This window comes from Serratia sp. TSA_7 (genome assembly GCF_052692135.1).
This window is the reverse complement of record NZ_JBQZFU010000004.1, coordinates 204,316-219,118: the sequence shown is the minus strand read 5'-3', so window position 1 is coordinate 219,118 and position 14,803 is coordinate 204,316. Positions and strand designations below refer to the sequence as shown.

The following is a 14,803-nucleotide window of genomic DNA, read 5'->3' as shown; positions in this document are numbered from 1 at the left end:
TCAACACGTAAACCTTTTTTGCAGCATCCCCATCCTAAAAAAGATGGCTGGGGTACCTGGATTCGAACCAGGGAATGCCGGTATCAAAAACCGGTGCCTTACCGCTTGGCGATACCCCACCTGCTGCCTGCTCGACGATGAAAAGAAATGGTGCGGGAGGCGAGACTTGAACTCGCACACCTTGCGGCGCTAGAACCTAAATCTAGTGCGTCTACCAATTTCGCCACTCCCGCAAAAAGATGGTGGCTACGACGGGATTTGAACCTGTGACCCCATCATTATGAGTGATGTGCTCTAACCAGCTGAGCTACGTAGCCATCTTTTTTCGCGCAACCTTCATCGGCGTTGCGGGGCGCATTATGCGTATATGGCCGTTTTGCGTCAACAAGTTTTTTCCCGAAAAAGCGGCTGGATGTGTTGTTTGTCTGGGTTGTGAACAGTATGGTGATAAAAGCATCAATTTAGGTGATTAATGGTTGAAAACATCAATAAAAAAGCGGGCCATGAGGCCCGCCCTGGATATAAAACCCGCGTGATTACTTGTAGGCGGATTGGTGGACGCCAACGGCACGGCCAGAAGGATCGTCCATCTTTTTGAAGGATTCATCCCATTCGATGGCTTTCGCTGAAGAACAAGCCACTGACGGGCCGCCAGGTACGCATTCGGCCGCGCTTGGCAGTGGGAACAGCTCTTCGAAGATTTCGCGATACAGGTAGCCTTCTTTTGAGCTCGGCGTGTTGTACGGGAAACGGAAACGTGCGGTTTCGAGCTGTTGATCGCTGATTTGCTTCGCAGCGACTTCTTTCAGCGTGTCGATCCAGCTGTAGCCCACGCCGTCGGAGAACTGCTCTTTCTGGCGCCAGGCCACGCTGGCCGGCAGATAAGATTCAAAACACTCGCGCAGGATGTGTTTTTCCATTTTGCCGTTGCCGCACATTTTATCTTTCGGGTTGATGCGCATCGCCACGTCGAGGAATTTTTTATCCAGGAAGGGGACGCGGGCTTCCACGCCCCAGGCGGACATCGCCTTGTTGGCGCGTGCGCAGTCAAACATATGCAGCGCCAGCAGTTTACGCACGGTCTCGTCGTGGAACTCACGCGCATCCGGTGCCTTATGGAAGTACAGATAACCGCCGAACACTTCGTCCGCACCCTCGCCGGACAGCACCATCTTGATGCCCATCGCTTTGATTTTACGCGACATCAGGTACATTGGCGTGGAGGCGCGAATGGTCGTGACGTCGTAGGTTTCGATGTGATAAATCACGTCGCGGATGGCGTCCAGGCCTTCCTGCACGGTGAAATGAATTTCATGGTGCACGGTGCCCAAATGGTTGGCCACTTCCTGAGCGGCGCGCAGATCCGGTGAACCTTCCAGGCCGACGGCAAAAGAGTGCAGCTGTGGCCACCAGGCTTCGCTGCGCTCTTGATCTTCCACACGGCGTGCGGCGTATTTTTTGGTAATGGCGGAGATTACGGAAGAATCCAGGCCGCCAGACAGCAGTACGCCGTACGGCACGTCGGACATCAGGTGGCTTTTCACCGAATCTTCCAGCGCGTTGCGCAGTGCGTTGGCATCGGTCACATTGTCTTTGACATTGTCGTAATCGAACCAGTCGCGCTGGTAATATTCGTGGATCTCGCCGTCCAGGCTCCACAGATAGCTGCCTGCCGGGAATTCTTTGATAGTGCGACAGACCGGCACCAGCGCTTTCATTTCGGAGGCGACATACAGGTTGCCGAATTCGTCATGGCCCATGTAGAGCGGGATAATGCCCAGGTGATCGCGGCCAATCAGGTAAGCGTCTTTCTCTGAATCATAAAGGGCGAAGGCGAACATGCCCTGCAAGTCGTCGAGGAAGTCGATGCCTTTCTCCTGATACAGCGCCAGGATCACTTCACAGTCGGATGCGGTCTGGAACTCGTAGCGTTCGCCCAGTTCTTGACGCAGTGCCTGATGGTTATAGATCTCACCGTTTACGGCCAAAACGTGGGTGTGCGCAGCGTTGTACAGCGGTTGGGCGCCATTGTTGACGTCGACAATCGACAGGCGCTCATGCACCAGAATGGCTTTATCGCTGGCGTAAACGCCGGACCAGTCCGGGCCGCGGTGGCGCATCAGACGAGACAGCTCCAGCGCTTTCTTACGCAGTTCAACGGGATCGGACTTCAGATCGAGCACACCGAAAATAGAACACATATAACGACTCTCCTAACGACTTTTTTAGACTGTGATGTTGATTTGCTGTTATGGGCGGCGCGGCCGGTTCATCAGCGATGACGCGGTTTTGCTGCGTTGTGTTTATGAAAATGCGTCAAAACCGGCAGGGGATGCAAGTGTTTTAGCGTTACGCAGAAAAATAGTTGTTTGGGGGGTGTCGATTTTTAGCGGATATTCAGTTTTTATCGTTTTTAATTAGAGGATATTCAATTTTTAGGTGGATGAGTGAGTCGCCGGCCAATTTTACCGGCGACTCGTTGCCGACTATCAGGCGGTCAACTGCCACAGGGTGAAGGCTGCATCCGGCGTCCAACCGGGATTCGAGGTGTGTGCCTGGAGGCAGGTGTATTTTTTGCCTTTATAGGTCACGACATCGCCCGCCTTGTAGGTGTGATTGCTCTGCCACTCGGTCACGCCCGGTTCAGGCGGAGTACCGCCGTCTGCGGTTTTCACCGCCAGCGCGCTGCTTGGCAGCGAGGTATTTCCCTGGTTGTCGGTTGCGGTGACAAAATAGCTGTATTGAGTGGATGGGGTCAGACCGCTGTCCTGCAGCGAAAGGCCGCCGGTCTGGCCGATGGCGTTGCCGTTGCGGTAAACTCTGTAACTGGCGATCGGCGCGGGGCCGGTTGCGGCGCGCCAGTTCAGTGTCAGCGAGGTAGCCGCCAGTTCTGAGGCTGTCAGCGCCGTGGGCGCATCAGGCTTTCCCGGCTGCGGCGGGGTGACGCCACCCTGGATCAACGGCGCATAGCGCGTTTTGAACTCCCAGTTATAGGCAACGCCGGCGCTGCTTTTGCCGTTGTCCCAGTTGATCGACCAGGTCATCAGCCCCTTGATCGACAGCCCTTTGGCATCCAGACGTTTGAAAGCGTTGAACACTGCCTGCGGATTGATCACATAGCCGCTTCCTGCTGCGTCCACGTTGCTTGGCAGGCCGATCACAAACTTGGCCGCCGGGATCTTGGTGTAACCGCGGGTGCCGGTAACCAGGCTTTCGGTCAGGTAATAAAGAAACTCTTCTTTTTTGGCATCGTCGACCTGGGTGATCCAGGCATTGAGTTCGTCAACCCAAATGCCATCTCCACCCTGGTTATAGAACTGCGGCGCGATAAAGTCATAATAGCCTTCGAGTGCGGTAATATAATCCAGATAGCTGCCGTTGGTACGCAAATAAGGGAATTCAGGCGCCATGCTGATAATGAATTTTTTGCCTTGTGCGGCATAATAATCCTTAACTTTTTTCAGCGCGGCGGGCAATACGGTTTTATTATTGGCTGCGCCAATCGCCGCTTGTTCCAGATCAATATCCAGGCCATCAAAGCCATAGGTTTCTACCAGACGAATAATTTCATCTTTCAGCTTATCTTCATCGCCGGTTTTCAACTCGATGTGCGCGTCTGCGCCGCCCAGTGAGATCAGCACCGCCCGGCCCTGACTGTTCAGCACGCCAACCTGGCGGCGGAACTCGGCGTCGGACAGGTTGTAAGGTTTGAAGGTAGGAATGCCTTCGCCTTTCATAAAGGCGACCGCCACCACATTATATTCAGGCGGAATATCGGTCAGATCCATATTGACGAATTTGCCTTGCTTGTAACCATCGCTGGCGCCGGCGAGCCAGTTATGCCAAAAACCCATCAGGATTTTTTTACCGGTCAGGTCTGGCATCGCGGCAGCAGCGTCTGCGGCTTGTACGTTGATAATATTATTCGTGCTCATTGTGGCCTCGTTATCTTTTTGAATAAGGGTATTTTCACTCGCCGGCAATTCAGTGATTGGCGGGGTGTAAATACATAGTGCGGATTTTTAACGAGGGCAGGCTGAAACCTTTTGCGCCCATGAATAAATTAAATTCACGCTGGCGAAGGTTTTATTATTGAGATAATGGGGCAGAGGCGGCCATTGAGGCCGCCGCAGGAATTAAAAAATAGTGATGTCGGCTACGGAGGGGAAAATATAGCTCGGACGGAACGGCATGGTTTCGACATCGTTAAGCGTCGAGACGCCGGACAGCACCAGCACGGTTTCCAGACCCGCCTGGAAGCCCGCCAGAATATCGGTGCGCAGGTTGTCGCCCACGATCACCGTTTCTTCCGAGTGTGCCTGCATCTTGTTCAGCGCAGCGCGAATGATCCACGGGCTCGGTTTGCCGACGTAAAACGGCTTGCGACCGGTGATCTTTTCGATAGGCGCGCACAGCGCACCGCAGGCCGGCGTGAAGCCATGACCATGGCTATCCGGGTTGGTGGCGATAAAGCGCGCGCCGTTGTTCACGAAGTAGGCGGCCTTGTGCATCATATCCCAGTTGTAGGAACGGGTTTCGCCGACAATCACGAAGTCCGGGTTGATGTCGGTAATGGTAAAACCGGCCTTATACAGTTCGTGAATCAACGCGCCTTCACCGACCACGTAGGCTTTTTTGCCTTCCTGGCGGCGCAGAAAATCGGCGGTGGCCATCGCGGAGGTATAAAACGCGCTCTCAGGCACTTCCAGCCCGGCGGCGGCAAAGCGGTTCGCCAGATCCTGCGCGGTCTGCGACGGGTAGTTGGTCAGCACCACCAGCGGCATGCCCTGTTCCTGAATGCGCGCCAGGAAAAGATCGGCGCCGGGAACCGGCGTGTTGTCATGCAGCAGCACGCCGTCGATATCACATATAACGTTCTTGATTGTCATCGTTGCTGTTTCTCATGATTTACGGCAGGCAAAAACGCGAAGATGCACACCTGCCTGAAGCGGCGGCTCAACTTTCCAGCAATCGCTGCAATAGCACGCCGTTGAGCATTGCCCGCTTGGCCAGGGCGAAAGCGCCGATCGCCGAGCGATGATTGAGTTCGGAAGTGACCACCGGCAGATTTCTGCGGAAGTCCTTCAGTACCTGAGTATTGATGCAGCTTTGGATCGCCGGCAGCAACACTTTTTCGGCTTCGGTAATTTCCCCGGCGATCACCACTTTTTGCGGATTAAACAGGTTAATGGCGATAGCCACCGCTTTGCCGAGGTAACGGCCAACGTGCTCGATCACTTCGCTGGCCAGCAGATCGCCACGGTTGGCGGCTTTGCAGATGGCGGCGATGCTGCAATCGTCGAGCGTCAGCTTGCTTGGATAACCCTGAGTCAGCAAATGGCGCACGCGGTGTTCAATCGCGGCGTTGGCGGCCACGGTTTCCAGGCAGCCGAAGTTGCCGCAGTGGCAGCGTTCGCCCAAGGGATCGATCTGAATGTGGCCGATTTCGCCGACGTTGCCGTTATTGCCCAGGAAAATCTGGCCATTGACGATAATGCCGGCACCGGTACCCCGGTGCAGACGGACCAGAATAGAGTCTTCGCAGTCACGGGTGGCGCCAAAGTAATGCTCCGCCAGCGCCAGGCTGCGGATATCGTGGCCGACAAAGCTGGTGACGTTGAAACGTTGCTGCAGGTTATCTACCAACGGCCAGTGGTTGACGCTGATGTGCGGCATGTAGCGCACCACGCCCAGCGCCGGATCAACCAGACCCGGCAGGATCACCGCGATGGCGATCAGTTCGCGCAGCTTGCGCTGGTAGCTTTCGATAAACTGCGCAATGGCGTTGAACAGCGCATTTTCCAGCGTCTCTTGCGTACGTTCCGGCAGCGGGTAGTGTTCTTCACCGAGCGATTTTCCGCTCATGTCGTACAGGGTGATGGTGGCGTCGTGACGCCCAAGACGCACCGCCACGGTGTGGAAGTGCCGGGTTTCGGAGACAATGGAAATGGCGCGACGGCCGCCGGTGGAGGCTTGCTGATCGACTTCTTTGATCAGCCCGCGCTCCAACAGCTGGCGAGTAATTTTTGTGACACTGGCGGGCGCTAGCTGGCTGAGTTCGGCTATCTGAATGCGCGAGATCGGACCCTGCTGGTCGATCAGGCGGTACACTGCTGCGCCGTTGAGTTGCTTGACTAAGTCAACGTTCCCTATTTGTGCCTGTCCGCCAGTACTCATCAATAATTTTACTCGCTGTTCATTAAGTTAAACCTCGTTACCGTTAACGAGCGTTTTGGTGATATTAAAATCACGGGTAAATGCGGTCAGGTTTGCCACCTTGCCGGCTTCGATTGTGCCTAACAGGTGGTCTACGCCGATGGCGCGCGCCGGATACAAGGTCGCCATCCGCAGCGCTTCGTCCAGCGCAATGCCGACGTGCTCTACGCTATTTTTCACCGCGTCGATCATGGTCAGCGCAGAGCCGCTCAGGGTGCCGTTCTCATCCACGCACAGCCCGTCGCGATAGTATATTGTTTTACCGGCAAAAATAAATTGGTCAATCTCTGCGCCCGCCGGGGCGGTGGCATCGGTGACCAGCACCAATTTATCACCTTTCATGCGCTTGGCGTTACGGATACTCGCCCAGGCCACGTGATGGCCGTCGGCAATGATGCCGGTATACACTTCAGGCGTATCGAAAATCGCCCCCATCAACCCAGGTTCGCGCCCGGTGATATACGGCATGGCGTTATACAGATGGGTCGCGAAGGTGACGCCGGCGGCAAAGCCGGTGCGGGCCTGATCGTAGGTGGCGTTCGAGTGGCCGGCGGAGACCACGATGCCCGCCGCGGTCAGCTGTTTGATAAAGTGCGGCTCCACCATCTCCGGCGCCAGCGTGACTTTGGTGATCACATCGGCGTTGGCGCACAGATAGTCGATCATCTCGCTGGTCGGTTTGCGGATAAACGCCGGGTTGTGGGTGCCTTTTTTCAGCGGGCTAAGATACGGCCCTTCCAGATGCAGGCCAAGCGCCTGATTCGGGTGTTTTTTCAGATAAGTGCGCATCACATCGATGCTGTGCTTCATAAACTCGTCGCTGCTGGTGATCAGCGTCGGCAGATAGCTGGTGCAACCGGATTTTTCGTTGGCGCGCTGCATGATCTCCAGCGTTTCTTCCGAAATGGCCTCCAGCGAATCGTTAAATTGTACGCCGCCACAGCCGTTAAGCTGCACGTCGATCAAACCGGGGGCCAGGATAGCGCCACCCAGATCGCGCGTTTCCATGCCGGCCGGCAGTTCAGCCAGCGGACAGACTCGTTCAATCAGTCCATCAGCGATGATTACCGCATGGTCGTCAAGCACGTCGTGGCCGGTGAAAATCCGGCATTGGGTTAAAGCGAACATCGTAGCCCCCTGCAAAAATTAAAGACTCTTAACGCTTTCCGCTTCTAATTCGCGGAAGTATTTAACGGTTTTGACTTTCAGTTCCATGGTGGAAGGCTCATCGCACACCACAACCGCCTTGGCGTGCAGCTGCAGGCAACTGATGGTCCACATATGGTTGATATTGCCTTCCACTGCGGCTTCCAACGCCTGTGCCTTGGCATGGCCGGTCACCAGGATCATCACTTCTTCTGCGTCGAGCAGCGTACCTACACCTACGGTCAGCGCGTATTTCGGCACCAGGCTGACATCCCCGCCGAAGAAGCGAGAGTTGGCGATGCGGGTATCTTCAGTCAGCGTTTTGATGCGGGTACGCGACGCCAATGATGAAGCCGGCTCGTTAAACGCGATATGACCGTCAACGCCGACGCCGCCCATGAACAGATGGATTTTACCGTAAGATTTGATTTTTTCTTCGTACTTACGGCATTCGGCGTCAACGTCCGGCGCATTGCCATTCAGCAGGTTGATGTTTTCACTTGGAATATCAACGTGATCAAAGAAATTACGGTACATGAAGGTATGATAGCTTTCCGGGTGCTCCTGCGGCAGGCCAACGTATTCATCCATGTTGAAAGTCACAACATGCTTAAAGCTTACTTCACCTGCTTTGTGCATCGCAATCAGATGTTTGTAGGCTTCGAGCGGAGTACCGCCGGTTGGCAGGCCGAGCACAAACGGACGCTCCGCAGTGGGTTTGAATGCGTTGATGCGCTGGACGATATGGCGGGCGGCCCATTTGCCGACTTGTGCAGTATCTTTCAGTGGGATAAGTCTCATCTAACACCTCTTTGGGTAAGTAAACTAAAGCTATACTGTACGGGCCTGTATAAGAGTCTAAGCGTAATCCAACTTTATGATTCTCACGTGAAGCGTCAGTCCCGATGATTTTTCGAATGATAAAATAAGTTTTGTGTGATGGCTAGCAATGTGGCAGCTTAAGACTACTTTTTGGTGATATAAATCACAAAAAAGGAGCTTTTAATTTGCGATACGAAATAATTTTTTTACACTCCGCATGAGTGATACGTGCCATGCGTTATTTCTAAAAGGTAGTGAGAGAGTTAAATAAACTACTAATAGGGTCCGTCCGCGGACAACATAGGGGGAAAAGGTGAACATTCTTAGTTATTTGCAAAAAGTGGGCCGCGCCTTGATGGTGCCGGTTGCCACGCTGCCCGCCGCCGCGATCTTGATGGGCGTCGGGTATTGGATTGACCCTACTGGTTGGGGCGCCTCCAACGCTCTCGCTGCTTTCTTTATTAAATCCGGCTCTGCCATTATCGAACACATGTCGGTGCTGTTCGCCGTCGGTGTGGCTTACGGCATGTCCAAAGACAAGGACGGCGCCGCTGCGCTGACCGGCTTTGTCGGCTTCCTGGTATTAACCACCCTGTGTTCACCGGCCGCCGTGTCGATGATTCAGAAGATCCCTCTCGACCAGGTGCCTGCCGCGTTTGGCAAGATTGAGAACCAGTTCGTCGGTATTCTGGTGGGTATCATCTCCGCCGAAGTCTACAACCGCTTTAGCAGCGTTGAGTTGCCGAAGGCGTTGTCGTTCTTCAGCGGCCGCCGTCTGGTGCCTATCCTGATCTCCTTCCTGATGATCCTGGTGGCCTTCATCCTGATGTATATCTGGCCGATGATCTTCGGTGGCCTGGTTAACTTCGGTGAACACATTCAGAAGCTGGGCTCTGCCGGCGCAGGTATCTATGCATTCTTCAACCGTCTGCTGATCCCGGTCGGTCTGCACCATGCGCTGAACTCGGTATTCTGGTTCGACGTGGCCGGCATTAACGATATCCCTAACTTCCTCGGCGGCCAGCAGTCTATCGAATCCGGTAAAGCGGTTGTCGGCATCACCGGCCGTTACCAGGCGGGCTTCTTCCCCATCATGATGTTCGGTCTGCCGGGTGCGGCGCTGGCGATCTACCACTGCGCGCGTCCGGAAAACAAAGCCAAAGTGCTGGGTATCATGATGGCGGGCGCCTTTGCCGCCTTCTTTACCGGGATCACCGAACCGCTGGAATTCTCCTTCATGTTCGTGGCTCCAGTGTTGTATGTGATCCACGCGATACTGACCGGTATTTCGGTATACATCGCCGCCAGCATGCACTGGATTGCCGGTTTCGGCTTCAGCGCCGGTCTGGTGGATATGGTGCTGTCGTCACGTAACCCATTGGCGACCCACTGGTACATGCTGATCCCGCAGGGCCTGGTGTTCTTCGCCATTTACTACGTGGTGTTCCGCTTCACCATCAACAAGTTCAACCTGATGACCCCAGGGCGCGAACTGGCGGTTGCCGGTGACGAAACCGACGGTTATGACGTCAACGTTGGTACCGACGGCGGTAAAGACGAAAACGAAACCACTACCCTGGCACGCCGTTACGTGGGCGCCATCGGCGGTTCTGACAACCTGACCGGCATCGACGCTTGTATCACCCGTCTGCGTCTGAACGTGAAAGACTCTGCGCTGGTGAACGACGCGGTGGCGAAACGTCTGGGCGCTTCCGGCGTGATCCGCCTCAACAAACAAAGCGTGCAAGTGATTGTCGGCACCCGTGCGGAGCTGATTGCCAGCGCCATGCGCAACGTGGTCGCCGCAGGTCCGATAGCTGCCACTGTAGCGCCGGCGGCCGCGCCTGTTGCCGAAGCCAAGCCGCAAGCAGTGCCTAATGCGCCTAAGGTGGCTTTTGAGACGCTGGTGGCACCGGTAACCGGTGAAGTGGTGTTGTTGGATCAGGTTCCTGATGAAGCCTTTGCCAGCAAAGCGGTGGGTGACGGCGTGGCTATCCGCCCGACCGACAAAACCGTGGTGGCGCCGGCGGACGGCACTATCGTGAAAATCTTCAACACCAACCACGCTTTCTGTCTGGAAACCGACAAGGGCGCGGAGATCGTGGTGCACATGGGTATCGACACCGTGGCGCTGAACGGTCAGGGGTTCAAACGTCTGGTAGAAGAGGGCGCTGAGGTGAAAGCCGGCCAGCCGATCCTTGAGCTGGATCTGGACTTCCTGAACGCCAATGCCCGTTCGATGATAAGCCCGGTGGTGGTCAGCAACTCTGACGACTACGCCGGTCTGGCGGCGCTGGCGACCGGTTCCGTGGTGGCCGGCCAGACCAAGCTGTTCGACATCCAGAAGTAAACTGTTTTACCTGAGTAGTACCCAGGGTGTTTAACGAGTCATGACGGAACACACCCTACCTTTGGCGGGAAGAGAGCGATCTCTTCCCGCTTTTTTATGGGCGCAATTTGCCCCGTTGTGGTGCTGTGGTCTATTGCGGTGCAGCGCGGCGCATTTTTCGTGAAACAAACGGTTGTTTCCGGGCGTGGCTTGTTGGATCATAGGCGGTTATGTGTAGCGCTTTGCATTGAGGAATAGTCAAATGAGTGAGGCTGAAGCCCGCCCAACCAATTTTATCCGTCAGATCGTCGATGAAGATCTGGCGTCAGGGAAACACGCGTCGGTACATACCCGTTTCCCGCCGGAGCCAAATGGCTATCTGCATATCGGCCATGCCAAATCCATCTGCCTGAACTTCGGCATCGCCCAGGATTATCAGGGGCAGTGCAACCTGCGTTTCGATGACACCAACCCGGTAAAAGAAGACATCGAATTCGTTGAGTCAATCAAGCACGACGTAGAGTGGCTGGGCTTTGAGTGGAGCGGCAACGTCCGTTACTCCTCGGATTACTTCGATCAATTGCACCACTATGCGGTTGAGCTGATCAACAAAGGTCTGGCCTATGTCGACGAACTGTCGCCTGAGCAGATCCGCGAATATCGCGGCAGCCTGACGGCGCCTGGCAAAGACAGCCCGTATCGCGGCCGCAGCGTGGAAGAGAACCTGGCGCTGTTTGAGAAAATGCGCAAGGGCGAGTTTGCCGAAGGCGCTGCCTGCCTGCGAGCCAAAATTGACATGGCTTCACCGTTCATCGTGATGCGCGATCCGGTGCTGTACCGCATTAAATTTGCGGAACACCATCAGACCGGCAACAAGTGGTGCATCTACCCGATGTACGATTTCACCCACTGCATTTCCGATGCGCTGGAAGGGATCACCCATTCGCTGTGTACGCTGGAGTTCCAGGACAACCGCCGTCTGTATGACTGGGTGCTGGATAACATCACCATCCCTTGCCATCCGCGTCAGTACGAGTTCTCGCGCCTCAATCTTGAGTACGCCATCATGTCGAAGCGCAAGCTGAACCAGTTGGTGACCGAGAACATCGTTGAAGGCTGGGATGACCCGCGTATGCCGACCGTTTCCGGTCTGCGCCGCCGTGGTTATACCGCAGCGTCGATCCGTGAGTTCTGCCAGCGCATCGGCGTGACCAAGCAGGATAACAACGTCGAAATGGTGGCGCTGGAAGCATGCATTCGTGAGGATCTGAACGAGAACGCGCCGCGTGCGATGGCCGTGCTGGATCCGGTGAAAGTGATCATCGAGAACCGGGCGGAAGGTGTGGAAATGGTCACCATGCCTAACCACCCGAACAAGCCGGAAATGGGCAGCCGCGAAGTGCCGTTCAGCAGTGAGATTTATATCGATCGCGCCGACTTCCGCGAAGAAGCCAACAAGCAATACAAGCGCCTGGTGCTGGGCAAAGAAGTGCGTCTGCGCAATGCGTATGTGATCAAGGCTGAACGCGTTGAGAAGGATGCCGAGGGTGAGATCACCACCATCTTCTGCAGCTACGATGCGGACACGCTGAGCAAGGATCCTGCCGATGGCCGTAAGGTGAAAGGCGTGATCCACTGGGTCTCCGCTGCGCATGCGCTGCCGGCGGAAATCCGCCTGTACGATCGCCTGTTCAACGTGCCGAACCCGGCGGCGGCAGAGGACTTCCTCGCCACCATCAACCCGGAGTCGCTGGTCGTCAAGCATGGCTTCGTGGAACCAAGCCTGGCAGCCGCACAGCCGGAAAAAGCCCACCAGTTCGAACGTGAAGGCTATTTCTGCGCCGACAGCCGCGACTCTTCGGCTGAGCATCTGGTATTTAACCGCACCGTTGGCCTGCGTGACACCTGGGCGAAAATCGACGCCTGAGCGTGATACACCGCTGATGGATGAAAGCGCAACTTCGGTTGCGCTTTTTTTATGGTGTTCGCCTCTTTTCCCCTCCGATCATGCCTCATTTCATCAATCTGATTTAAAACTGTCATCACAGCGGTTAATCATCAATTCCTTGATATAAAGCATCCTTCAGTTAATATTATCTTATATATTCGTGATGCGAATTAATGTCATTTGGAGAGCGCTCTCATGATTTCCTTTCTGGCTGACGATTTTCATTGAGCTGAAACCATTAATCGTCTCTGATTGACCTTGTATCAATATTTATTCTGATTTTATTGAATTTTTTATTCGACACCCTCATTGCATAGCGGCGTAACGATATCTCATCGATATGTGCTCTTTGTCATACTTTGACAAATCTCTCTCATTTTTCATTTGATAATTCGCGTCGCGAAAAATAGTCTGTCTGTAGCAATAAGTGCTGTGGGGATTTCACCCCGCCGCAATATTTTTTTACCCGATTGGGTTTTTTATTGGCAGTCGTGCAGGGCAGTGGTGAACACGGGCGGCTGCAACTTTTAAAGTTAAGTCAAAGAGGAATTTCATTATGGGTACGCACGGTGCTCAGCGTAAAACGCTGGCGCTCGCTATAGCGGGTGCGCTGTTGGGAACAGGGTTTGCCATGGCCCCTGAGGCGAAAGCCGCAGGGTTTGTCGATGATTCCACGCTGACCGGCGGTATTTATTACTGGCAACGTGAGCGCGACCGTAAAGATCTCAATCCGACCAGTGACGATTACAATAAATACACCACCAACCTGTCGCACTCGACGGCCAACCTGAGCCTGGATTTCGCTTCGGGCTATGCCTGGGATATGTTCGGTCTGGACGTGGGCGCGTTCACCGCCATTGAGCTGGCCGAGTCCAGTGCCAGTGGCCACCCGAACGAAATCGCATTCTCCTCGAAAAACCGTACCTATGATGAAGACTACAGCGGCGACAAAGGCGGCATCAGTCTGTATAAAGCGGCCGGTAAGTTCAAATACGGCCCGCTTTGGGCGCGTGCCGGTTATATCCAGCCAAGCGGTCAGACGCTGCTGGCGCCGCACTGGAGTTTTATGCCTGGCACCTATCAGGGGGCCGAGGCCGGCGCCAAGTTTGACTACGGCGATGCCGGCGCGTTGAGCTTCTCCTACATGTGGACCAACAAGTACAAGGCGCCATGGCATATCGAGATGGACGACTTCCGCCAAAACGATAAAAAAACCGGCGTGTCTTACCTGCACTCATTAGGCGCCAAGTACGACTTCAAAAATGATTTGGTGCTGGAAGCGGCGTTCGGTCAGGCCCAGGGCTATGTAAACCAATACTTCACCAAGGCGTCTTATAAGTTCGATCTGTTGGGCAACCCGTTAACCACCAGCTACCAGTTCTACGGCGCGGAAGACCGCATCAGCGACAAAAACGATGCTAACAGCATTTACGACGGCCTGGCCTGGCTGCAGGCGTTGACCTTCGGTTACACCACCGGTCAGTTCAACTGGCGGCTGGAAGGCACCATGGTGAAAGCCGAAGGCAATCAGGGCTTCTTCCTGCAGCGTATGACGCCAACCTACGCCTCCTCCAACGGCCGCCTCGACGTGTGGTGGGATAACCGCTCCGACTTCAACGCCAACGGCGAGAAAGCCGTTTATGCCGGCGTGATGTACGACCTGAGCAACTGGAATCTTCCGGGCATGGCGGTGGGCGGTTCTTACGTGTATGCCTGGGATGCCAAACCAAGCACCAACCCGATCTACGATCAGAGCCAGCGCCTGAAAGAGAGCGCCTGGAGTCTGGACGCCATGTACACCGTTCAGGAAGGCCGCGCCAAAGGCACCTTGCTGAAACTGCATTACACCCAGTACGACAATCACACCAATATCCCAAGCTGGAGCGGCGGTTACGGCAACATCTTCCAGGATGAGAAAGACGTCAAATTCATGGTTATCGCGCCATTCACCATCTTCTGATGCCTTCCCGGCGGTGACGCCGGGGACGCTTAAAAGGGAATATAACGATGAAAAAAATGATGCTGGCGTTGGCCGCCGTGGTCACGCTGAATGCCTGTGTGCAGCCCGCCGCACCGCCGGAAGATACCAAATTGAAACAGGCGTACAGCGCCTGCATTAACACTGCGGAAGGTTCGCCGGAAAAACTGCAGTCGTGCCAGGCGGTGCTGAACGTGCTGCGGCAAGAAAAGCAGCACCAACAGTTTGCCGCGCAGGAAACGGTACGCGTGATGGATTATCAAAGCTGCATTCAGGCAGCCCACAGCGGTAACGGCCAGGCCTACGACGCCAAATGCGGCAAGATTTGGAAAGAGATCCGCGAAAATAACAATTAATTAAGGAT

10 protein-coding genes and 3 tRNA genes are annotated in these 14,803 nt (G+C 54.9%); 4 read left to right on the top strand and 9 right to left on the bottom strand.

Annotated features, from left to right (window positions below):
* Positions 1-44: 44 nt before the first annotated feature.
* The 9 genes from ACUTQW_RS16075 to nagB form a co-directional block, all read right to left on the bottom strand.
* Positions 45-119: transfer RNA gene (locus ACUTQW_RS16075), tRNA-Gln, on the bottom strand.
* A 29-nt stretch (positions 120-148) separates the two neighbouring features.
* Positions 149-233: transfer RNA gene (locus tag ACUTQW_RS16070), tRNA-Leu, on the bottom strand.
* Between the two features lie 7 nt (positions 234-240).
* A tRNA-Met gene (locus ACUTQW_RS16065) sits at positions 241-317 on the bottom strand.
* Positions 318-536: 219 nt separating this feature from the next.
* Positions 537-2,201 (bottom strand): asparagine synthase B, encoded by a 1,665-nt coding sequence (gene asnB, locus ACUTQW_RS16060; protein WP_020438630.1) that lies wholly within the window; start codon positions 2,199-2,201, stop codon positions 537-539.
* 288 nt (positions 2,202-2,489) lie between these two features.
* Positions 2,490-3,935, bottom strand: a complete 1,446-nt coding sequence (locus tag ACUTQW_RS16055; protein ID WP_020438631.1) for a carbohydrate-binding protein — start codon at positions 3,933-3,935, stop codon at positions 2,490-2,492.
* Between the two features lie 201 nt (positions 3,936-4,136).
* Positions 4,137-4,889, bottom strand: a complete 753-nt coding sequence (locus ACUTQW_RS16050) for an HAD-IIA family hydrolase (protein ID WP_004949656.1) — start codon at positions 4,887-4,889, stop codon at positions 4,137-4,139.
* A 67-nt stretch (positions 4,890-4,956) separates the two neighbouring features.
* Positions 4,957-6,177 carry a DNA-binding transcriptional regulator NagC gene (nagC, locus tag ACUTQW_RS16045; RefSeq protein ID WP_004949658.1) on the bottom strand — a complete coding sequence of 407 codons (1,221 nt, stop codon included), beginning with the start codon at positions 6,175-6,177 and terminating at the stop codon, positions 4,957-4,959.
* A 27-nt stretch (positions 6,178-6,204) separates the two neighbouring features.
* A complete protein-coding gene (gene nagA, locus ACUTQW_RS16040) occupies positions 6,205-7,344 on the bottom strand; it encodes an N-acetylglucosamine-6-phosphate deacetylase (protein WP_006324088.1) in 1,140 nt (379 codons plus the stop codon).
* 18 nt (positions 7,345-7,362) lie between these two features.
* Positions 7,363-8,163 (bottom strand): glucosamine-6-phosphate deaminase, encoded by an 801-nt coding sequence (nagB, locus tag ACUTQW_RS16035; RefSeq protein WP_006324089.1) that lies wholly within the window; start codon positions 8,161-8,163, stop codon positions 7,363-7,365.
* A 334-nt stretch (positions 8,164-8,497) separates the two neighbouring features.
* Between nagB and nagE the strand changes: the two genes are divergently transcribed.
* The 4 genes from nagE to chiQ all read left to right on the top strand — a co-directional run bounded on the left by nagE (position 8,498) and on the right by chiQ (position 14,795).
* Positions 8,498-10,534: an N-acetylglucosamine-specific PTS transporter subunit IIBC gene (gene nagE / locus ACUTQW_RS16030; RefSeq protein ID WP_006324090.1), complete on the top strand. Its 2,037-nt coding sequence runs from the start codon at positions 8,498-8,500 to the stop codon at positions 10,532-10,534.
* Between the two features lie 241 nt (positions 10,535-10,775).
* Complete coding sequence (gene glnS / locus ACUTQW_RS16025; RefSeq protein WP_004949671.1) at positions 10,776-12,440, top strand: glutamine--tRNA ligase; 1,665 nt, start codon at positions 10,776-10,778, stop codon at positions 12,438-12,440.
* 577 nt (positions 12,441-13,017) lie between these two features.
* A complete protein-coding gene (chiP, locus tag ACUTQW_RS16020; protein WP_006324091.1) occupies positions 13,018-14,421 on the top strand; it encodes a chitoporin ChiP in 1,404 nt (467 codons plus the stop codon).
* Between the two features lie 47 nt (positions 14,422-14,468).
* Positions 14,469-14,795 (top strand): ChiQ/YbfN family lipoprotein, encoded by a 327-nt coding sequence (gene chiQ, locus ACUTQW_RS16015; RefSeq protein ID WP_004949677.1) that lies wholly within the window; start codon positions 14,469-14,471, stop codon positions 14,793-14,795.
* Positions 14,796-14,803 lie beyond the last annotated feature (8 nt).

What these genes read in the sequence shown, in the direction of transcription:
- nagA (WP_006324088.1), bottom strand. Translation starts at nt 7,344, where the DNA reads ATGTTCGCTTTAACCCAATGCCGGATTTTCACCGGCCACGACGTGCTT.
- chiQ (WP_004949677.1), top strand. Translation starts at nt 14,469, where the DNA reads ATGAAAAAAATGATGCTGGCGTTGGCCGCCGTGGTCACGCTGAATGCC.
- chiP (WP_006324091.1), top strand. Translation starts at nt 13,018, where the DNA reads ATGGGTACGCACGGTGCTCAGCGTAAAACGCTGGCGCTCGCTATAGCG.
- ACUTQW_RS16050 (WP_004949656.1), bottom strand. Translation starts at nt 4,889, where the DNA reads ATGACAATCAAGAACGTTATATGTGATATCGACGGCGTGCTGCTGCAT.
- nagB (WP_006324089.1), bottom strand. Translation starts at nt 8,163, where the DNA reads ATGAGACTTATCCCACTGAAAGATACTGCACAAGTCGGCAAATGGGCC.
- nagC (WP_004949658.1), bottom strand. Translation starts at nt 6,177, where the DNA reads ATGAGTACTGGCGGACAGGCACAAATAGGGAACGTTGACTTAGTCAAG.
- glnS (WP_004949671.1), top strand. Translation starts at nt 10,776, where the DNA reads ATGAGTGAGGCTGAAGCCCGCCCAACCAATTTTATCCGTCAGATCGTC.
- ACUTQW_RS16055 (WP_020438631.1), bottom strand. Translation starts at nt 3,935, where the DNA reads ATGAGCACGAATAATATTATCAACGTACAAGCCGCAGACGCTGCTGCC.
- asnB (WP_020438630.1), bottom strand. Translation starts at nt 2,201, where the DNA reads ATGTGTTCTATTTTCGGTGTGCTCGATCTGAAGTCCGATCCCGTTGAA.